This is a genomic window from Rhodovulum sp. ES.010 (assembly GCF_900142935.1).
In the GTDB taxonomy this organism is placed as follows: Bacteria; Pseudomonadota; Alphaproteobacteria; order Rhodobacterales; family Rhodobacteraceae; genus Rhodovulum.
Window position 1 is genome coordinate 3,349,303 of sequence record NZ_FSRS01000001.1, and the last position, 19,653, is coordinate 3,368,955.

The 19,653-nt window shown below is 71.3% G+C and carries 21 protein-coding genes; 11 read left to right on the plus strand and 10 right to left on the minus strand.

The window, feature by feature from the left end; translation table 11 throughout:
• The first annotated feature begins 20 nt into the window (after positions 1 to 20).
• From meaB to BUR28_RS16550, 4 genes are all read left to right on the plus strand, one after another.
• The gene (meaB, locus tag BUR28_RS16535) at positions 21 to 1,004 is read left to right on the plus strand and encodes a methylmalonyl Co-A mutase-associated GTPase MeaB (protein ID WP_074221130.1); all 984 of its coding nucleotides are present in this window, start codon (positions 21 to 23) and stop codon (positions 1,002 to 1,004) included.
• Positions 1,001 to 1,741: a glutamine amidotransferase gene (locus BUR28_RS16540; RefSeq protein ID WP_074221131.1), complete on the plus strand. Its 741-nt coding sequence runs from the start codon at positions 1,001 to 1,003 to the stop codon at positions 1,739 to 1,741. The genes meaB and BUR28_RS16540 overlap by 4 nt, the downstream gene beginning before the upstream one ends.
• Before the next feature lie 132 nt (positions 1,742 to 1,873).
• Positions 1,874 to 2,161, plus strand: a complete 288-nt coding sequence (rpmB, locus tag BUR28_RS16545; protein ID WP_074221132.1) for a 50S ribosomal protein L28 — start codon at positions 1,874 to 1,876, stop codon at positions 2,159 to 2,161.
• 292 nt (positions 2,162 to 2,453) lie between these two features.
• A complete protein-coding gene (locus tag BUR28_RS16550) occupies positions 2,454 to 2,924 on the plus strand; it encodes a copper chaperone PCu(A)C (protein ID WP_074221698.1) in 471 nt (156 codons plus the stop codon).
• A gap of 105 nt (positions 2,925 to 3,029) precedes the next feature.
• On the opposite strand, the gene BUR28_RS16555 is transcribed toward BUR28_RS16550, so the two are convergent.
• On the minus strand, positions 3,030 to 3,737 hold the full coding sequence (locus tag BUR28_RS16555; RefSeq protein WP_074221133.1) for an NAD-dependent deacylase: 708 nt from the start codon (positions 3,735 to 3,737) through the stop codon (positions 3,030 to 3,032).
• Positions 3,738 to 3,779: 42 nt separating this feature from the next.
• Here BUR28_RS16555 and BUR28_RS16560 point away from each other — a divergent pair, with 42 nt between their 5' ends.
• The gene (locus BUR28_RS16560) at positions 3,780 to 4,232 is read left to right on the plus strand and encodes a low molecular weight protein-tyrosine-phosphatase (RefSeq protein ID WP_074221134.1); all 453 of its coding nucleotides are present in this window, start codon (positions 3,780 to 3,782) and stop codon (positions 4,230 to 4,232) included.
• A 76-nt stretch (positions 4,233 to 4,308) separates the two neighbouring features.
• On the opposite strand, the gene BUR28_RS16565 is transcribed toward BUR28_RS16560, so the two are convergent.
• From BUR28_RS16565 to BUR28_RS16585, 5 genes are all read right to left on the minus strand, one after another.
• Positions 4,309 to 4,605, minus strand: coding sequence for a hypothetical protein (locus BUR28_RS16565; RefSeq protein WP_074221135.1), 297 nt, complete (start codon positions 4,603 to 4,605; stop codon positions 4,309 to 4,311).
• Positions 4,606 to 4,744: 139 nt separating this feature from the next.
• A complete protein-coding gene (locus BUR28_RS16570; protein ID WP_074221136.1) occupies positions 4,745 to 5,392 on the minus strand; it encodes a PAQR family membrane homeostasis protein TrhA in 648 nt (215 codons plus the stop codon).
• A 92-nt stretch (positions 5,393 to 5,484) separates the two neighbouring features.
• A complete protein-coding gene (locus BUR28_RS16575; protein WP_074221137.1) occupies positions 5,485 to 5,937 on the minus strand; it encodes a hypothetical protein in 453 nt (150 codons plus the stop codon).
• 58 nt (positions 5,938 to 5,995) lie between these two features.
• On the minus strand, positions 5,996 to 7,267 hold the full coding sequence (locus BUR28_RS16580; protein ID WP_074221138.1) for a sulfite oxidase: 1,272 nt from the start codon (positions 7,265 to 7,267) through the stop codon (positions 5,996 to 5,998).
• A 129-nt stretch (positions 7,268 to 7,396) separates the two neighbouring features.
• Positions 7,397 to 8,566: an AI-2E family transporter gene (locus BUR28_RS16585; protein ID WP_254813763.1), complete on the minus strand. Its 1,170-nt coding sequence runs from the start codon at positions 8,564 to 8,566 to the stop codon at positions 7,397 to 7,399.
• 165 nt (positions 8,567 to 8,731) lie between these two features.
• On the opposite strand from BUR28_RS16585, the gene htpX reads away from it, so the two are divergent.
• Positions 8,732 to 9,637 (plus strand): zinc metalloprotease HtpX, encoded by a 906-nt coding sequence (gene htpX / locus BUR28_RS16590; RefSeq protein WP_074221139.1) that lies wholly within the window; start codon positions 8,732 to 8,734, stop codon positions 9,635 to 9,637.
• Positions 9,638 to 9,652: 15 nt separating this feature from the next.
• Here the strand turns inward: htpX and BUR28_RS16595 are convergent, their stop codons facing one another.
• Positions 9,653 to 10,189 (minus strand): cytochrome b, encoded by a 537-nt coding sequence (locus BUR28_RS16595; RefSeq protein WP_074221140.1) that lies wholly within the window; start codon positions 10,187 to 10,189, stop codon positions 9,653 to 9,655.
• A gap of 155 nt (positions 10,190 to 10,344) precedes the next feature.
• On the opposite strand from BUR28_RS16595, the gene BUR28_RS16600 reads away from it, so the two are divergent.
• From BUR28_RS16600 to BUR28_RS16615, 4 genes are read left to right on the plus strand one after another with little or no spacing between them, the layout of a single operon-like run.
• Positions 10,345 to 11,343: an ABC transporter substrate-binding protein gene (locus tag BUR28_RS16600; RefSeq protein ID WP_139307598.1), complete on the plus strand. Its 999-nt coding sequence runs from the start codon at positions 10,345 to 10,347 to the stop codon at positions 11,341 to 11,343.
• Positions 11,333 to 12,130, plus strand: coding sequence for an ABC transporter ATP-binding protein (locus tag BUR28_RS16605; RefSeq protein WP_074221141.1), 798 nt, complete (start codon positions 11,333 to 11,335; stop codon positions 12,128 to 12,130). Before BUR28_RS16600 ends, BUR28_RS16605 begins: the two co-directional genes overlap by 11 nt.
• Positions 12,127 to 13,698 carry an ABC transporter permease gene (locus tag BUR28_RS16610; protein ID WP_074221142.1) on the plus strand — a complete coding sequence of 524 codons (1,572 nt, stop codon included), beginning with the start codon at positions 12,127 to 12,129 and terminating at the stop codon, positions 13,696 to 13,698. The genes BUR28_RS16605 and BUR28_RS16610 overlap by 4 nt, the downstream gene beginning before the upstream one ends.
• The gene (locus tag BUR28_RS16615) at positions 13,695 to 14,870 is read left to right on the plus strand and encodes an OpgC family protein (protein ID WP_074221143.1); all 1,176 of its coding nucleotides are present in this window, start codon (positions 13,695 to 13,697) and stop codon (positions 14,868 to 14,870) included. The genes BUR28_RS16610 and BUR28_RS16615 overlap by 4 nt, the downstream gene beginning before the upstream one ends.
• 10 nt (positions 14,871 to 14,880) lie before the next feature.
• Here the strand turns inward: BUR28_RS16615 and mdoH are convergent, their stop codons facing one another.
• A complete protein-coding gene (gene mdoH, locus BUR28_RS16620; RefSeq protein ID WP_371441602.1) occupies positions 14,881 to 16,737 on the minus strand; it encodes a glucans biosynthesis glucosyltransferase MdoH in 1,857 nt (618 codons plus the stop codon).
• Positions 16,738 to 16,820: 83 nt separating this feature from the next.
• Here mdoH and BUR28_RS16625 point away from each other — a divergent pair, with 83 nt between their 5' ends.
• Positions 16,821 to 17,876, plus strand: a complete 1,056-nt coding sequence (locus BUR28_RS16625) for a glycosyltransferase family 4 protein (protein WP_074221145.1) — start codon at positions 16,821 to 16,823, stop codon at positions 17,874 to 17,876.
• 24 nt (positions 17,877 to 17,900) lie between these two features.
• On the opposite strand, the gene BUR28_RS16630 is transcribed toward BUR28_RS16625, so the two are convergent.
• Entirely contained in the window at positions 17,901 to 18,338 is a 438-nt protein-coding gene (locus tag BUR28_RS16630; protein WP_074221146.1) for a universal stress protein, read from the minus strand.
• A gap of 18 nt (positions 18,339 to 18,356) precedes the next feature.
• Positions 18,357 to 19,652 (minus strand): TRAP transporter large permease, encoded by a 1,296-nt coding sequence (locus BUR28_RS16635; protein ID WP_074221147.1) that lies wholly within the window; start codon positions 19,650 to 19,652, stop codon positions 18,357 to 18,359.
• Position 19,653 lies beyond the last annotated feature (1 nt).

Here is a 19,653-nt window from a genome sequence, read left to right on the forward strand (position 1 = left end):
GCCCCTGACCGGAGCCGCAGATGGAGACCGACGAGCTTGCAGAGCGCATCCGCGCCGGCGAACGCCGGGCGCTCGCGCGCGCGATCACGCTGGTGGAGAGCGGCCGGGCCGATCACCGGGCGGCGGCCGAGGCGCTGCTGGAGCGGCTGACCGAGGCGCCCGGCGAGGCGCTGCGGCTGGGCCTGTCGGGCACGCCCGGGGTGGGAAAATCCACCTTCATCGAAAGCTTCGGCACGCTGCTGACGGGGCAGGGGCACCGGGTGGCGGTGCTGGCGGTCGATCCGTCCTCGGCGCGGTCGGGGGGCTCGATCCTCGGCGACAAGACCCGGATGGAGACGCTGAGCCGCGATCCGAACGCGTTCATACGGCCCTCGCCCAGCCAGTCGGCGCTGGGCGGTGTGGCGCGGCGCACGCGCGAGGCGGTCGGCCTCTGCGAGGCGGCCGGGTTCGACATCGTGCTGATCGAGACGGTCGGTGTGGGCCAGTCCGAGACGATGGTGGCCGAGATGACCGACCTCTTCGTGCTGCTGATGGCGCCGGGGGGCGGCGACGAGTTGCAGGGGGTCAAGCGCGGCATCATGGAGATGGCCGACCTGATCCTCGTCAACAAGGCCGATGGCGATCTGAAACCGGCGGCCGAACGCACAAGGAACGACTATGCCGGGGCGCTGCGCCTGTTGCGCCGGCGGCCGCAGGACCCGGAGGGATTCCCCAAGGCGATCTGCGTCTCGGCGCTGGCGCGCGACGGGCTGGAGGGCGCCTGGGACGAGATGCGGGCGCTGGCCGACTGGCGCCGGGAGCACGGCCATTTCGAGGCGCGCCGCGCGGCGCAGGCGCGCTACTGGTTCGGGGAGGAGGTGCGGCGCGGGCTCTTGGCCCGGCTGGAGCGCGACCCGGAGATGCGCGCGCGCATGGACGACCTGGGCGCGCAGGTGGCCGCGGGCGACGTCACCGTGGCGCGCGCCGTGGCCGAGATGCTGGACGCGCTGGGGGCGGCCCCGTGAAGCCGTTCCTGGTGCTGCAATTGCGCCCCGAGACCGAGGCCAGCGACGACGAGTTCGCGGCGATCCTGCGGAAAGGCGGGCTGGCGGAAGGGGACACCCACCGCATTCGGCTGGATTGCGAGGCGATCCCGGCGGACCTGTCGCTCGATGTCTATTCAGGGGTGATCGTGGGCGGAGGCCCCGGCTGCGTGTCGGACCCCGAGGCCGCGAAAACGCCGATGGAAAGGCGGATCGAGGCGGGGGTGATGGGGCTGATGCCCGAGATCACCGCGCGCGATCTGCCCTTCATGGGCTGCTGTTACGGCATCGGCATCCTCGCCCATCACCTGGGCGCCGAGGTCTCCAAGCGGCGCTTCTCGGAACCCGTGGGCGCCACGACCTGCGTGCAGACCGAGGCGGGCCGGGCCGACCCGCTGCTGGACGGCTTGCCGGGGATGTTCCGCGCCTTCGTCGGCCACAAGGAGGCGCTGCAGCACCTGCCGCCGGGCTGCGTGCACCTGCTGGCCTCCGAGCCCTGCCCGTTGCAGATGATCCGTTACGGCGAAAACGTCTATGCCACCCAGTTCCACCCCGAGGCCGACAGCGACGGGTTCGAGGTGCGCATCCGCATCTACAAGGACCGCGGCTATTTCCCGCCCGAGACAGCCGCCGACCTGGTGGCGATGTGCCGGGCCGAGGATGTGCATGTGCCCGAGACGATCCTGCGCCGCTTCGTGGAGCGCTACGCGCGTGATTGAGGCACGGGCGGGGCGCCGGGGCGTGCCATGAATCGCTTGACGCCCCGTGCGATTGCGCTTATGGCAGCGCGACGGAATTCGCGGCGCTGCGTCGGCGGCGCCGATTGCATTATCGAGACAAGGAAAATCCCCATGTCGCGCGTCTGCGAACTGACCGGAAAAGGGCCGATGGTCGGCAACAATGTCAGCCATGCCAACAACAAGACCAAGCGCCGGTTCCTGCCGAACCTGAACGACGTGACGCTGATCTCGGACGTCCTCGGCCGGCCGTTCAAGCTGCGCGTCTCGGCCTCGGCGCTGCGCACGGTGGACCACCGCGGCGGTCTCGACGCCTTCCTCGCCCGCGCGAGCGCCGACCAGCTCTCGGAAAAGGCGCTGAAGATCAAGAAGGACATCGAGAAGGCGCAGGCGAGCGCCTGAGCCCGTCCCGCCGGTGACCGGCTTCGACGGCCCTGCCAGCTGCGCGGGGCCGTTTCGCGTTTCCGGCATGCGATTTCGCTTTGCCGCCGGGGCCGGCGCGCCTAGGCTCGCGCCGATGCGACGCGTTCCCGGAGTCGCGCCCGCCCTCGTGCCGGCGCCCAGCACGCCGCGCCTCGCCGCCGCGCGGGGCGGGGCGGCGATCCGCCCCGGCCCGCCGCATCCCCGCCCGGACGGCCGCGCCGCGCGCGGCGCCCTGCCGGGCCTTCGCGAAATCGAGCAAGAGGAGGGATGGATGTCCCTGAAACCGATGATCCTGGCGGGCGCGCTGGCCCTCGCCTCCGCGCTGCCGGCGCTTGCCGGCGACATCGTGATCGAAGACCCCTATGCGCGCGCCTCGACGATGATGTCGAAATCGGGTGCGGCCTTCATGACGCTGGTCAATACCGGCGCGGAGGACGACAGGCTGGTGGCCGCGTCCTCGGACATCGCGGCCAAGGTCGAGCTGCACACCCACCGCGAGGATGCCGGCGGCGTGATGCGGATGGTGGAGGTCGAGGAGGGCTTTGCGGTGCCCGCGGGCGGCCGCCACGAGCTTGCGCGCGGGGGCGACCACGTGATGTTCCTGGGCCTGACCCGGCCGCTGGAGCAGGGCGACACGGTGACGGTGACGCTGCGCTTCGAGACGGCGGGCGAGATCGTCGTGGAGATGCCGGTCGACCTGGGGCGCGGCGCGATGGGCGGCGGCATGCAGATGGGCAACTGAGCGGGCCCGCGACGCGAGGCCGGGGTGGGGGGCTCGGCCCCCCGTCCTGCGGACTCCCCCCGGGATACTTGTCGCCAGAAGAAGAGGGGCCGAGGCGCGGGGCGGCTAGTCTCGCGCGGGGCGGGTGGCCAGGACCTGCTCGACCCAGGCGGGCACTAGGTCCGTGGCCGGCCCGTGGCGTGCCTCGGCGAAATCGCTGACGGTGTCGGAGGGCGCGAGGTTGAGCTCGATCGTGTGCGCGCCCGCCCGGGACGCGTCCTGCACGAAGGCCGCCGCCGGGTAGACGCTGCCCGAAGTGCCGATCGCGACGAAGAGCTCGGCGGCGCGCAGCGCGGCCCAGATCTCCTCCATGTGGTGGGGGAACTCGCCGAACCAGACGATGTCGGGGCGCGTCGCGGGGGCGCCGCAGGCCGGGCAGGGGGCCTCGGCGCGCATCTCGGGGGGCGCGTCCCAGCTGCCGGCGCAGGCCGCGCAGCGGGCGCGCGTGATCTGCCCGTGCATGTGCAGCACCGATCGGCTGCCGGCGCGTTCGTGCAGGTCGTCGATGTTCTGGGTGACGATCAGCACCTCGCCCGGCATCGCGCGTTCCAGCCGGGCCAGCGCGGCATGGGCCGCGTTGGGCAGCGCCTCGGCGGCGTTGCGGCGCCGCGCGTTGTAGAAGTCGTGCACCCGCGCGGGGTTGCGGGCGAAGCCCTCGGGCGTGGCCACCTCCGCGAGGTCGTGGTGCGCCCACAGCCCGCCCTCGTCGCGGAACGTCCCCAGCCCGCTTTCCGCCGAGATCCCGGCGCCGGTCAGAATCACGATCTTGGCCATCGCGTCCCCCTTCGCTATCACTCTGGACCAAAGGAGCCGTCGATGACCACCCGTATCCTGTTCGTCTGTCTCGGAAACATCTGCCGTTCGCCCACCGCGCAGGGCGTGGTCGCCCGGATGGCGGCCGAGGCGGGCGTCCCGGTCGAGCTGGACAGCGCGGGCACCGGCGGCTGGCATGTGGGCGAGCCGCCCGATGCGCGCGCCACGGGCGAGGCCGCGGCGCGGGGGTACGACCTCAGCGCGCAGCGCGCCCGGCAGGTCAGGGCGGCGGATTTCAAGGCGTTCGACCTGATCCTGGCGATGGACCGCTCGAACCTCGCGACCCTGGAGCGCCTGCGCCCGCCCGGGACCGCGACGCCGGTGCGGCTGTTGCTCGACTATGCCGACAGTTCCCGCGACGAGGTGCCGGACCCCTATTACGAAGGGGGGTTCGACCTGGTGCTGGACCTGGTCGAGGATGCCGCGCGCGGGCTGCTGAGAGAGATCGCGCGCTAGCGCGGCCGGCCATGGGCCGGGGCGCATGGCACCGTTTTCTGCGCGCGCGCCGCGCGCCGGAGGCGGCGGGTCCGGGTCAGCCGCAATAGGCCGCGGCGGTGTCGCCGAAGCGCTTGTAGCGCTGCCAGAAATCGGCGTCGCGGCGCCGGTCGGACTGGCGGATCACCTGGGCCTGGTGCGGGTCGCGGAAGAAGCGCGCGGCCTGCCGCTGGTCGCCGCGGGTCAGCGTCAGGTCGGCGGCGTTCTGGATGCAGCCGCACAGCCCGCGCGAGGTGCCCGGCCGGTCCGAGGACAGGCAGGCGCGCTCGATCGGGCCGGCCTGGGCCGGAAGGGAAAGAACGGCCAGCGCCGCCGCGAGTGCGAGAGTTTTCATGGGACTGTCCCGATCTGGTGCCACTGGCCGCGGCTTTCGGCCCTTCACGGGCTCTTCGCGTCCGCGACCTGCCGCAAATCATGCCAGATTTCCCGCGAAAACTCAATCGCCGGCGGTCGCCCCGGGCGCGGCGCGCCGGTCAGGCGGTCTGGACCACGTGGGTGGCGACGGCGGCGAAGAACAGGATCGAGGCGATCAGCACGAAGACATGCCAGATCGTGTTGTGATGGGGCAGGCTGCGCCAGAGGTAGAAGGCCATGCCGACCGTGTAGAGCACGCCGCCCGTCACCACGAGGCCCATGACGAGGGGCGAGAGCGTGGCGAACAGGCTCCAGCCCGCGACGGCGCCGGCCCAGCCCATGGCGGGGTAGAGCGCGAGGTTGACGGCGCGGAAGCGGTGGGGGGCGAGGATGCGCAGGCCGGTCCCGGCCATCGCCGCGGCCCAGAGCCCGGCCACCAGCCCCGCGCCATGGCCGCCCGAGAGCAGCGTGAAGGGCGTGTAGGTGCCGGCGATCTTCCAGTAGATCGCGGAATGGTCGAGCCGGCGGAAGATCGGCGTCCAGTCGGGGTGGTGGACCATGTGGTAGAGCGCCGAGAACCCGATCATCGCGAACAGCGCCGCGCCGTAGATCGTGATGCCAAGGATCGCCGCGCCGTCGCCGCGGAAGACGATGGCGAGCACGACCAGAACCGGCACGCCCACGGCGACCGCGGCCAGCCCGGTGACATGCACCACCGCGTCCGAGATCCGTTCGGCGCGCGTGTAGGGTGGGTAGAGATCGCTCATGACAGCCCCGACAGATTTCCCCAGAGGGCGATCAGGCTAGCACGGGTGCGGGCTTGCGTCAAAATGGCGCAAGCGGGCCGGCCGCTGCGCGCCTAGCGCTCGGAGGAGAAATGCGTGGTCAGGTAGTCGAGGATCGACGCCTTCAACTCCTCGCCGTAGTCGGGCATCCCCTGTTCGCGGATCATCCAGCCCCAGAGATAGCTCCAGCGTTCGTCGGTCAGGCGCTGCTGCGCGAAGGTCTGGGCCGAATGGCAGGCGGTGCAGGTGTAATAGGTGTCCTCCAGACCCGGCCCGATCGGCAGGTTGCCGAGTTCGGGGGCGCGCGCGACGCCGGTTTCGGGCTGCGCGCCGAGCCCGCCCAGCGGCTGCATCGGGGCCACGCTTAGCGGGCTCATCGGCTGGCCGGGATTGGGCATCATCGGGTTGGGGGTGGCCATCGGGTCGGGGATTTCGCCTTGCGCGCGGGCCGGGCCGTCCGTCGCGACGAGCAGCAGGAGGGCGGCCAGCGACGCGGGCGCGGCAAGGAACGGGGAGGGTCTCGACATGACTTCCGGGTTTCTCGCATGGGGCCGGGCGGCAGCGTCGCCCGGCCCGCGGGGTGCCTCAGCCGGCCAGCACCGCGATGCGGTGGACCATGTTGTTGCCATAGCCGCGCGGGTTCCAGCCCGGCGTGGTGACGGGCTGGGTGCGGCCCTGCGTGTCGGTCGCGCGCGACCAGATCTCGTAATAGCCCGCCTGGGGCAGGTCGACCGTGGCCGAGAAATGCTGCCAGGCATAGCGGTTGGCGGGCGCCTCAAGGTTCGCCTCGGCCCAGGTCTGGCCGAAATCGTGCGAGACATGCACCGCCGCGACATCGCCATCGGCCCAGGCATGGCCGCGTATGTCGAGGGTGAGGCCGTCCACCTGCGCGCGCGTGGCCGGGCTGGTGATCAGCGATTTCACCGGCATCGTCTCCATCACCACCATGTCGGACTCCGGCACCTCGGTGCCGGGCGCGACCGGGTAGGCGGGCAGGCGGTAGGAATAGCCGCCCATCTTTGGCCCGTCATGGACCTGGTCGCGCACCCGGATCCGCGTGAGCCATTTCTGCGAGGCCGAGCCGGGATAGCCGGGCACCACCAGCCGCAGCGGGAAGCCGTGGATCGCGGGCAGCGGCTCGCCGTTCATCGCCCAGGCGATCAGCGCGTCCTCCTCCAGCGCCTTGGCGATCGGGATCCCGCGCGAGATCGGCAGCTTTTCGGGATCGCCCGAGAGGTGCGGGTCGGTGCCGAAATGGCCGGTATAGACCGCCGTGTCCCTGACGCCGGCGGCGTTCAGCACGTCGCGCAGCCGCACGCCGGTCCATTCCGGGCAGCCCACCGCGCCTGTCGTCCACTGGTTGCCAGAGGCGCCGGGCACAAAGAAGGCGCGCCCGTTGCCGCCGCATTCCAGCGTGAGCTGGCGGGTGATCACCTCGAAGTCGCTCTCCAGCTGGTCGAGCGTCAGGTCCAGGGCCTGGTCCACCTCGCCATCCACGGTCAGCGTCCAGCCCGAGGCGTCCATCGCGAGGGCATGTTCCGGCACGCGGCCATTGTTGCGGATGAACAGCCGGTTGGCCGGCGTCACCTTGTCGTCGAGCAGGTGCGCCGGGGTTTCGGCGTTGATCGGCCGGTCGTTCAGCAGGGTCAGCCCGTCCTTGAACTGGTAGGCGTCCATGTCCGCGCCCGCCGCATGGGCCATGCCGATCGGCGCCATGCCCTCGGGCAGGAAGCGTGCGAAGGGCACGGCCACGGTTGCGCTCAGCGCCGCGAGGCCCGTCGTTCTCAGAAACCGGCGCCGGTCGCGATCGTTCGGTCCGCCCGCGCCGGCCGTGTCGTCAGTGAAGTTCCCGTCCATGACGTCTTGTTCCTCCCCAGGTTCAACGTCCTTGCGTCGATGCGTGCGCGAAAATGCCGCATCGGGGAGATTAGTTAGGCGGGGCGTTAACGATTTCCAGAGCGCGCCGTGCCGGGGTGCGGTGCGGCGTCAGGCGGTGCCGACGGGTGGCGGGTGTCCCTCGGGGTCGAGCCCGGAATCGGGCAGCCCGTCGCGGGACAGGAGCACCGCGACCGGCCGCAGCCCGCCGATATGCGAGCAGACGATCATGATCGACACCATGATCGGCACCGCCAGGAACATCCCCGGCACGCCCCAGACCGCCGCCCAGAAGGCCAGCGAGATCAGGATGCCGAAGGAGGACAGCCGCAACGTCTTGCCCAGCAGGAGCGGGTCGAGCACCTGCCCGATGGTGAACTGCACCGCGCTGACGATGGCCAGGACGCTGAGCGCGGTGATGTGATCGGAGGTCTGCACATATGCGACCAGCGCCACGACGAGGGTGGACACGATCGAGCCGATATTCGGGATGAAGTTCAGCACGAAGGCGAAGACGCCCATGGCGAAGGCCAGTTCCAGGCCGAACAGCTCCATCACCAGGTAGACCAGCGCGCCGGTGACGGTGCTGATCACCGCCTTGACCACGAGGTAGCGGTTCAGCCGGTGCCGGATCGAGGCGACGATCTGCTCGACCCGCGCGGCGCTGTCCTCGTCGCCCATGAGGCTTGTCAGCTTGGCCGAGAACCACAGCCGTTCGAGAAACAGGAAGCCGACGAACAGCGTGACCAGGACCGCGCCCGACGCGATGTTGCCGGCCTGCCCGGCCATCGTGGTGAGCCAGGGCCCGAGTTGCACGCCCTTGAGCCAGTCGAGCACGGCCTCCTCCACGTCGGCGCCCAGCCAGCCGAACATTTCGGCCACCGCGCGCTGGGCGGGTTCGGCATATTGCAGGGTGGTGAACACGACCGCGTTCGCCTGGCTCAGGATCACCGCCGAGACCGAGATCAGCACCGCCGCGATCAGCGCCACCGCCAGCGCCGAGGCCGCCCAGACCGAGAACCGCGCCTTACCGATGCGCAGCCGCAGCAGGTATTCGATCGCGTCCGAGGTCAGCGAGAACAGCATCACCGCGATCGCCAGCGAGATCAGCAGGAACTTGGCCTGCACCAGCAGGAACAGGATCACCGCGAAGGCGATGATCCCGAGAAACCAGACCTCGGGCCGCCTGGGGCCGAAGGGTCTCCCGTGCCGGGGCCGGTCGGGGGCGGTCGGGTCCGGCATGCGGCGCGGCGGGTCGTGCTTTTGCGGGACGGTCTGCATGGGCTCTCAGGTTAAGGACAGTGCGAAATCGCGGCAAGCCTTGGCGCGGCGGCGGGCGCAGGGGCCGGGCGGCGCGTGCTGCCGGGCCGGCCTTTGCGTGGTCTTGGACCGCTCCTATATCTTTCCCGATCGCCGGTCGAGGGCGGGCAACCCGAGGGTGGAGCGATGAGCTATTTCAAGACCGCACTGCTGATGGCGGCGCTGACGGCGCTGTTCATGGGGCTTGGGTATCTGCTGGCCGGAACGGGCGGCATCGCGATCGCCCTGGTCGTGGCCGCCGGGATGAACGGTCTGGCCTGGTGGAACTCCGACAAGATGGTGCTGCGGATGCACAACGCCCAGCCCCTGGGCGCGGGCGACCGGTTCGGCCTGACCGACATGGTGGCGGGGCTGGCGCGCAATGCGGGGCTGCCGATGCCGGCGGTCTACCTGATCGACACGCCGCAGCCCAACGCCTTCGCCACCGGGCGCAACCCGGAGAACGCCGCGGTCGCGGTCACCACGGGGCTCATGGGCAGCCTCTCGGGCGAGGAACTGGCCGGGGTGATCGCCCACGAGCTTGCCCATATCCGCAACCGCGACACCGCGATCATGACGGTGACGGCGACCTTCGCCGGGGCGATCTCGATGCTGGCGAATTTCGCGCTGTTCTTCGGCGGGCGGCGCGAGAACGGTCTTGGCGTTGTGGGGACCATCGCGATGATGATCCTCGCGCCCCTGGCCGCGGCGCTGGTGCAGATGGCGATCAGCCGGACCCGCGAATATGCCGCCGACCGGGCGGGGGCCGAGATCTGCGGCCAGCCGCTGTGGCTGGCCTCGGCGCTGGCGCGCATCCAGCAGGGCGCGGCGCGGATCGACAACGACGCGGCCGAACGGCATCCGGGCACGGCGCACATGTTCATCATCAACCCGCTGCACGCGCACAAGCGCGACAACCTCTTTGCCACGCACCCCGCGACGGAGAACCGGATCGCGGCGCTGCGCCAGTTGGCCGGGGCCGCGGGCGGCGCGCCGTCCGGCCCTGCCGCCTCCCGGATGCCGGCGGGCCGCGACGCGGGGCCGTGGGGCTGACGCCGCGCGGACGCGTCAGGCCCACATCCGGGCGACCACGCCGTCGCGCCGGATCGCGCCGTGGTAAAGCGCCGCGAGCAGGTGCAGGCCGATCAGGGCGCCGAGCGCGAGGGCGCCGTAGTAATGCACGCTCTTGGCAAAGGTCGCGAGCGCCTCGGATTCGGGCACGAGCGCGGGCACGCCCCAGGCATCGAGCGTCTCGATCGGGAAACCGCCCGCCTTGACGCGGACATAGCCCGCCACCGGCATGAGCACGAGCAGCAGGTAGAGCAGGCGGTGGTTGAGGTCGGCCACCCGGCGTTGCCAGCCCGGCACGCGGTCGGGCAGCGGCGGCGGCGGCGCGATCTGGCGCCAGACGAGCCGCAGGAGCACCAGCGCCAGCACCAGCAGGCCGGTATTCTTGTGAAGGATGAACAGGGTGTTCTGAACCGGCTGCGGCAGACCGTCCTGGATCATCACGGCGCCCGCCGGGATCATCAGCAGGACCAGCAGCGCCACACTCCAGTGGAACGCCCGCGAGAGAAAGGAATAGCGTATCGACCGGTCCGGCATGGCGCGCTCCCACCGTTGCGGGCAGCGTAGCATCCCTTCGCCGCAGGTCAAAGCCCGCGGCGGGCCGGCCCGGCGCGAAGGCGCCGGCGCACGCCGCCCCGCCTTGTTCACGGCGCCGCATCGCCTAAGATGAAGGCGGCAAGGGGAGAGCATGGATGACGCGAGGATTTCTGACCCGCCGGGCGGCGCTGGCCAGCGGAGCGGCGGGGCTGGGCGCCCTGGCCGCGGGGCTCGGGCCGCGCCCGGCGCGGGCGCAGACCGCCGTAACGCTGCAGCTGTCGTGGCTGCATTCGGTGCAGTTCGCGGGCAGCTACATCGCCCGGCACGAAGGCTGGTGGCAGGAACGCGGGCTGGAGGTGGTGCTGGCCCCCGGCGGACCGAACGCGCCGGTGGAACCGCCGGTCGTGTCGGGCAATGCCCTGGTGGGGATTTCGGCCGCCGACTACACCGCGGCGGCGGTGGCGCAGGGCGCGCCGTTCCGGATTCTCGCGGTGGCGATGCAGAAGAACCCGTTCGCGATCGCCTCGCTGCCGGGCAACCCGGTCGAGGCGCCGGCCGACCTGCGGGGCAAGCGCATCGGCATGGCCATCGCCAACACCCCCGTTCTGCGCGCGCTGTGCACGCTCAACGATGTCGATTTCGACGCGATCGAGATCGTGCCCACCCAGTATTCGGCCGCGCCGCTGCTGGCCGGCGAGGTCGATTGCCTGCTGTGCTGGGCCACCGACCTGCCCGTGGCGATGGCCATGCAGGGGGTGGAGAGCGTGACCATGCTGATGGCCGACCATGGCTATGCGCTGCATTCGCAGACCTACATCGCCACCGAGGACAGCCTCGTTCACCGGCGCGACGCCCTAGTGGCGCTGCTGGCGGGCGAGGTGCGGGGCTGGGAGACCTGCAGGCAGGACACCGACGCCGCCGCGGCGCTGACCGTCGAGATGTTTCCCGATGCCGGGCTCGACCTGGAGACGCAGAAGCTGCAGGCCGAACGCCAGGTGCCGCTGATGTTCTCGGACGTGACCGACCGGCACGGGTTCGGCTGGTGGACCGAAGAGGCCGTCGCGCGGAACATCGAGACCCTGGCGCTGCTGGGGCAGAGCGTGACGCCCGATCTGTGGGACCGCTCGATCCTCGAGGAGGTCCATGGCGGCTGAAACAGGCCCGCCGGAGGTGCGTTGCCGCGCGCTTGCCAAGACCTTTCCCGGCGGGGTCGAGGCGGTGCGCCCGCTTGATACGGCGTTTGCGGCAGGGCGGACCACGGCGCTGGTCGGCCCGTCGGGCTGCGGCAAGTCCACGATCCTGCGGATGATCGCCGGGCTGGAACCGCCCACGGGCGGCGAGGTGACCATCGGCGGCGCCCCGCCCGCCGCGATCCGCCGTCGGGCCGGGCTGGCCATCGCCTTTCAGGACGCCTCGCTCCTGCCCTGGCGCACGGTGCGCGGCAATATCCGCCTGGCGCGGCGCCTGGCGCGCCAGCCCGCCGATCCGGCGGCGGTGGACCAGCTGATCCGGCTGGTGGGGCTCGACGGCTTTGCCGAGACGCGGCCCGCGGCGCTGTCGGGCGGCATGCGCCAGCGCGCCGCCATCGCGCGCTGTCTCGTGACCGGGCCGGAACTTCTGCTCCTCGACGAACCCTTCGGCGCGGTGGACGAACTGACCCGCCGGCAGCTGGCCCAGGACCTGCCCCGCATCTGGCAGGCGCGCGGCACCACCACGCTGCTGGTGACGCATTCGGTTACCGAGGCGATCCTGCTGTCGGACCGGGTGCTGGTGTTTTCGCCCCGGCCCGCGAGGCTGGTCGCGGATATCGAGATCGACCTGCCGCATCCGCGGACGGATGCGATGACGACCGGCGCCGGGTTCCTGGATCCGGCGCACAGGGTGTCGGAGGCGTTGTCGCGCGGGATCGCCGGCGGGCGCGGCACGCTGGCGGCGCAATGACCGCCCGCGCGGACGCCCCGCCCGGCGCGCCGCGCACCGTCCTCGGCGTGCTCGTGCTGGTCCTGGGCTGGGAGCTTGCGGCCCGCGCGCTGGCCGGCGCCTACCTTCTGGCCGGGCCGAGCGATGTGCTGGCCTACCTGGCCGGGAATGCGGGGCTGATGGGGCGCGCGCTGCGGGTGACGCTGGCCGAGGCGGCGGCGGGCTTCGTCATCGGGAATCTCGCGGCCGTCGCGCTGGCCGCGCTCGCGCTGATCCTGCCGCGGGCCGAGCGCGCGATCTCGTGGCTGGCGCTGCTGGTTTTCTGCCTGCCCATCGTGGCGACCGGGCCGATCCTGCGGGTGGTGTTTGGCCCCGGCCCGGGGCCACAGATCACGCTGGCCGCGCTCGCGGTCTACTACACCACGCTGATCCCGCTTCTGGTGGGGCTGCGCGCCGCCCCCGCCACCTGGTTCGACCTGGTGCGCAGCTATGGCCGCGGGCGCGTGTCGACGCTGGTGCATGTGCGGGCGATGGCGGCGTTGCCCTACCTGTTCGCGGGGCTCCAGATCGCCGCGCCGGCGGCCGTTCTGGGCGCGATGGTGGGCGAGTTCACCGGGGCCGAGCGCGGCCTGGGCGTGCTAGCGATCCGGGCGATGCGCGCGCTCGACGTCGAGGCGACCTGGGCGCTGGCGACCGTGGCGACGGCGGCCTCGATCCTGGTCTACGCCGCGGTCGGCTGGATCGCGCGGCTGGTGTTGCGCGACCCGCCGCCGCTGATCCTCGCGCCGCCGCCGGCGGCCGCGGGGAAAGGCGGCTGGCGCGCCACGCTGGCCACTGTCGCCGCCGTTGGCGGGCTGGCGCTGCTGCTGTGGTGGGGCGCGCTGGAGCTTGCGGGTCTCTCGCCCTTCCTCGGCAAGCGGCCGGGCGATGTGCTGGCCTTCCTTTTCACCGATGCGCAAGCCGCGCTGCACCGGGCGACGCTGGGCACGGCGCTGGCCGAGACCGCGCTTTACGTCCTGCCGGGCTACCTTGCCGGGCTCGCCCTGGGGGCGGGGCTGGCCGCGGCGCTTGCGCTTTTGCCCGGTCTTGCCGGCGTCGCGATGCCCGTTGCCATCACGCTGCGCTCGGTGCCGATCGTGACCACCGCGCCGCTGATCGTGCTGCTGCTGGGGCGGGGCGCGGCGGGCACGGTGACGCTGGTGGCGATCATGGTGTTCTTCCCGACCTTCGTGGCCTGCCTGCACGGGATGCGGCAGGCGCCCGGACAGGTGCTTGACGTGCTCGACAGTTATGACGCGGGGCGCCTCGACCGGCTGGTGCATGTGCAGTTGCCCGCGATGCTGCCGGCCTTCTTCGCGGCGGCGCGCATGGCGGTTCCGGCGGCGGTGCTGGCGGTGACCGTGGTGGAATGGCTGGCGACCGGGGCGGGCATCGGGGCGCTGATGGCGCTGTCGGCGTCGGTGTCCGATTACGGCATGCTGTGGAGCGCGCTCGTCGTGCTCGCGCTGGTGTCCTGCGCGGGCTATGCGGCGGTGGCGGCCGTGGAACGCCGTGTCCTTGCCGTCTTCGCAAGCGAGCAACTGGCATGAGTGCGCCCGCTACCGGACCCGGCCGCGACCTGCGGATCGACCTGTTCCGCGGGCTCGCGATGTTCATCATCCTGATCGACCACATCCCCCGCAATCCGTGGTGGCACTGGATGATCGGCCGGTTCACCTTTTTCGACGCGGCCGAGATCTTCGTGTTCTGCTCGGGCATGGCCTCGGCGCTGTCCTTCGGCCGCACCTTCGAGCGGGCGGGCTGGGCGATGGGCACGGCGCGCACGGCCACACGGGTCTGGCAGCTTTACTGGGCGCATCTGGGCCTGTTCTTCTTCGTGGCGATGATGATGGTGGCGTTCGACATGCTCGGCGCGGTCGAGCGGTCCTATGTCGAGCGGCTGAACCTCGACCGGTTCTTCGACGGCCCCGGCCCGCCGCTGGTCGGCCTGTTCACCCTGACCTACGTGCCGAACTATTTCGACATCCTGCCGATGTATATCGCCATTCTCGCGCTGATCCCCCTGGCCGTGGCGCTGGCGCGGGTCGATCCCCGGCTGGCGATGGGGGCGAGCGTCGCGGTCTGGCTGGCCTGCAACGCCGGCCTGCTGGGCCTGCCGGCCGAACCCTGGTCGGACCGGGAATGGTTCTTCAACCCGTTCGGCTGGCAATTGCTGTTCTTCACCGGCTTCGCCTTCCTCGCCGGCTGGCTGCCTGCCCCCCCGGTGCGGCGGGGGCTGGTCCGGGGGGCGGTCGCGTTTCTGATCCTGACAAGCCCGCTGTCCTCGCCCCATGTCGTCACGCTGCTGAAACAGGTCTGGATGCCCGCTGCGGACTGGGCGATGGAGATCTATCCGCGCATCTTCGAACTCCGGCGCAAGACGGAATTCGGAATCCTGCGCTACCTTCATTTCCTGGCGGTGGCCTACCTGTGCTGGGTCGCGATGGGGCCGCGCGGCATCCGGCTCGTGCCGCAGGGCGCGGGCCTCGCCCGGCTTTGGCGCGGTGCCGTGAGGGTGACCGCGCGGGTGGGGCAGCAATCGCTGGCGATCTTCGTCTTCTCGATGGCGCTGGCGCCGCTGATCGGGTTCGGGCTCGACATCGCCGGGCGGAGCGCCGTCAGCGTCGCGCTGGCCAACCTGGGCGGGCTGGCGCTGCTGGTCGGGGCGGCCTACGGGATCGGCTGGGTCAAGTCGCAGCCGTGGAAGCCCCGGCCCGCCTGAGCGTGCCTGTTCACGCCGCCGTCTCCAGCACGCCGCGCGGCGCGGCCGGCGGATCGGGCTGGCGATCCTCGGGGATATCGAACAGCCCGACGGCGCGCGACCAGGTGCCGAGGCCGGGCAGCGTCGAGACCACCGCGAGCGGGATCGCGAAGCCCAGAGACAACAGGAACGGCGCGGCGAACCACAGCGTCCAGGGTGCGAACGCCCCGAGCCAGCCCGCCAGCGCAAGTCCGGCCAGCGTTTGGGGCCAGAGCGAGCGCGCCGCCTCGCCCCAGCCGAGCCGCGCCCGGCAGCGCTGCTGCGCGGGCCAGCCGATGCGCCGGCCGAGCGCGAGGCCCGCCATGAATCGCGCCGTCGCCAGCGCCACGGCGGGCGCGATCAGCATCGAGACGGCGATTTCCGCCATCCCGCCCAGCGCCACGCGCGCCCGGCCGCCATAGGCCGCGGCGCGATCGCCCCGGGCGAGGATCTGCGCCAGCCCCATGAGTTTCGGCGCGAGGTTGATGCTCATGATCAGCGCGAAGAAGCCGAGCCCCAGCCAGATCGACATGCCGGCGAATTGCTGCGGCCAGGCCGCGAGTCCGGCGCCCAGGAAGATGAACGCCATCCAGGCCGGGGCGGCCAGGTACATCTGGATCGCGAGGTAGAGTTGAAGCCGGCTCAGCGGCTTCAGCCCCGGCAGGCCGAGCAGGCGGAAATACTGCATGTTGCCCTGGCACCAGCGCAGGTCGCGCCGGATGAAATCCACAAGGCTGGGCGGGTTCTCCTCGTGGCTTTCGCTTTCTTCGGCGATCACCCGTACCTCGTAGCCCGCGCGCCGCATCAGCACCGCCTCGACCTGGTCGTGGCTGAGGATGTGCCCCCCCAGCGGACCGTCCCCGGGCAGGAGGGGCAGCATGCAGTGTGCGTGGAACGGTTCGGCCCGGATCAGCACGTTGTGCCCCCAGTTCGGCCCGCAATCGCCCTGCCACCAGGCCGAGCCCAGCGTGTAGGAGCGCATGCCGTGGCGCATTCCGAACTGGAAGGCGCGGGTGAAGAAGCTTTGCGACGGCAGGCCGGTGATCAGGCTTTGCAGGATGCCGATCTCGGGGCTTGCCTCCATCACGCGGACCATGCGCAGGATCGTGTCGGCGCCCATCGTGCTGTCGGCGTCGAGCGGCAGGAAGTAGTCGTACTCGCCCTCGGTCCGGTGCAGGAAGTCGGCGATGTTGCCGGCCTTGTAGCCCGCGTTGTCGGTGCGCCGGCGATAGGCGATGGCGACCCCTGGGGCGGCCTTGCGCCAGCGCGCCACCAGCGCCTCTTCGCGCAGGGCGGTTTCGGGGCAGTCGGTATCGCTGAGGACGTGGAAATCGAAGCGGCCAGCCCAGGGCGTGCGCGCCAGATCGGCCTGGATGGCGCGGAACCGGGCCAGCGCCGCGGCCGGGTCCTCGTTGCGCAGCGGCATGACGAGGGCGACGCGCGCGGCGATGGGCTCGTCCCCCGTCACGCGGGCGAGCGCCGGGGTGACGACCGCGGCGGCCCCGGTGCCGTGGCGCAGGTCGAGCGCGAACCCGATGATCGCGTTCCACAGCCCGATGGTCAGCCAGGGCAGGGTGACGGCGAAGGCCGCCAGCATGACCCACTCGGCCACCAGCAGGCCGCCATGGGACAGGATCGCCGCCATCCCCGCGATCAGCGCGCCCATCGTCACAAGGTTGAGCGCCAGAACCAGCCGGCGGCGCCGGGCCACGCGGCGGGGTTCCGGGCTGGACGCGGACGGCCCCGGGGGCCGGGCGGCGGCCGGGGCGTGCGGCGCGGGGCGGGGCAGGGTCGACGGCATTGGCTCGGGGCCTCTCGGTGGTCTACAAGCCACTGCAATTGGCTGCATTCCGGCGGAGGTCCAGTGAAAACTTCGTGTCCCGGCGCCCCGGCCCCCCGGTCGGCGGCCCCTCGCGCAGGGCGGCGGCGGAAATGAGCCGACGCGCGGTCTTTGCGATACCCGGCGACATCGACACCGTCACCGGGGGCTACGTCTACGAAAAGCAAGTGCTGCTGGGGCTGCGCCGCGCCGGGTGGGAGGTGGTGCACCTTCCCCTGCCGGGCAGTTTTCCAGACCCGACACCGGAGGACATGCGGGTGACGGGCGACGCCTTCGCGGCGCTCGACCCGGATGTCCCGGTGATCCTGGACGGGTTCCTTCCGGGCGCGACCGATCCGGGGCAGCTTGCCCGCCTGCGCCCGCCCTTCGTCGCGGTGACGCATCACCCGCTGGCGCTGGAAACCGGGCTACCGCCGGCCCGCGCGGGGCATCTTTACCGGGTGGAGCGGGCCAACCTGGCGCGGGCGGCCCATGTCCTGGTGCCGAGCCCCGAGACGGCCCGGACGCTGGTCGCGGAGTACGGCGTCGCCGCAGGGCGGATCACCGTGGCGCCGCCGGGGGTGACGCGGCCGCCCACGGATGCCCCGGGGCGCGCGACGGCGCCGCCGCTGATCGTCTCGGTCGGGCTGCTGGTGCCGCGCAAGGGGCATGACGTGCTGCTGCGCGCGCTGGCCGAGATCGCTGACCTGCCCTGGCGCGCGGTCATCGTGGGTGACGCCCCCGACCCGGCCTGCGCGGCCGATCTCGAAACCCTGCGCGCCCGCCTCGGGCTGGCGCGGCGGGTGCAGTTCGCCGGGCTGGTCGCGGAGGACGACCTGGCGCGGTATTTCGCGCAGGCTTCCGTCTTTGCCCTGGCGACCCGCTACGAAGGCTACGGCATGGTCTTTGCTGAGGCGCTGGCCCATGGCCTGCCGATCGTGGCCGCGCGCGGCGGGGCCGTGGCCGAGACGGTGCCGGCGGGGGCGGGCCTGCTGGTGCCGCCGGACGACGTGGCCGGCTTTGCCGCCGCGCTGCGCCGGGTGCTGGGCGACCCGGCCGCCCGCGCGGCGCTGGCGGCGGCCTCGGCGCGCCACGGCGCTGCGCTGCCCGGCTGGGACGACACCGCCGGGATCGCCGCCGGCGTGCTGGAGCGCATCGCCCCCGCGTGACCGCGCGGGGGGCGGGCGGGCCGCTCAGACGACCAGAACGGGGATGTCGGCGAGGCCCGTGACCTTGTGCGAGACGCTGCCCAGCAGGTAGTTCTCGATGGAGCCGAGCCCGCGGCTGCCGATCACGATCAGGTCGTTGCCGTGCTCTTCGGCGAAGCGGACGATGGTCCGGGCCGCGTGGCCGGACTTGACGAAGGCGCGCACGCCCTCCGCCCGCTCTTCCTGACAGATGCCCTTGGCATGCTCGGCCACCTCGCGGGCGTGTTCGCGCATCACGTCGTCGAGATTGCCGGGCTCCACCGAGCGCACCATCGACAGCGACGCCTCGAGCATCGAGTGATGGCGGTAGACCGTCAGGATCGAGAGATCGGCCTTGCACAGCCGCGCGAGGTCGATGGCCTTGCGCAGGGCTTGCTCGGCGCCCTTCGAGCCGTCGAACGGCACGAGGATCGACGTGAACATGTACGCTCCTTTCTCCGCTCAGTTGACGGGATCGGCGAAGGCGAGGTCGCGCAGGAACAGCGCGATCTGCGGGAAGAAGATCAGGGCGACCGACACGCCCAGCAGGATCACGATGAAGGGCGGCGTGCCGCGGATCACCTCCATGTAGGGCCGCTTGAACACCGCGATGGCGGTGAAGATGTCGCATCCGAAGGGGGGCGTGGCCGAGCCGATGGCCACCTGCAGGGTGATGACCACGCCGACCAGCACCGGGTCGAGCCCGACCTGGTCCACCACCGGGGCGAAGATCGGCACGAGGATCAGGATCACCACGATGGGGTCGACGAACATGCAGCCGATGAAGAAGGCGATGGAGATGACGAAGAGCACCCCGATCTGGCCCATCTGGTCGATGCCGACGCCCGACAGGATCGCCTGCGGGATCTGGGCGAACGAGATCACCCACGAGAACGCCGCCCCCGCGGCCACCAGGATGAACACCACGCCGGTGATCAGACCGGTGGATTTCGCCGTGTTGTAGACGCCCCTGAGGTCGAGTTCGCGGAACACGATCACCTCGAGGATCAGCGCATAGAGTACGCAGGCCGCCGCGGCCTCGGTCGGGCTAAAGATGCCGCCATAGATGCCGCCGATGATGATGACCGGAAAGCCCAGCGGCCAGAGCGCCGCGCGGGTGGCGCGGAAGCGTTCCTTCCAGCTCGACTTTTCCTCGACCGGCACGCCCATGCGCTTGGCGTAGATATAGGCGTAGATCGAGAACAGCAGCAGGATCAGCAGCCCCGGCCCGATGCCGGCGATGAAAAGCTCGGCGATCGAGGTGTTCGAGACCACGCCGTAGATGATCATCCCGATCGAGGGGGGGATCAGGAAGGCGATGTCCGAGGCGTTGACGATCAGCGCCAGGATGAAGCTGTCGCCGTAGCCCGCCTTCTGCATGCGCGGGCGCAGGGGCGACCCGATGGCCACGACGGTGGCCTGCGTCGACCCCGACACCGCGCCGAACATCGTGCAGGCCGAGGCGGTGGCGATGGCCAGCCCGCCCTTGAGGTGGCCGACGAAGGCCATGACCATGTCGATCAGCCGCGCCGCGGACTGGCCGCGGGTCATGATGTCGGCGGCGAAGATGAACATCGGCACCGCGATCAGCGAGGCGGGCCTGATGCCGGCCATCATCTGCTGGATCATGGTTTCAAGCTGCGAGAGTCCGCCGAACAGCGAGAAGAACCCCACGAAGGCCCCGACGATCAGCGGGATCATCATCGGAAAGCCCAGCAGCAGGAGGACGATCATGATGGAGAAGATCGTGACAGCCATG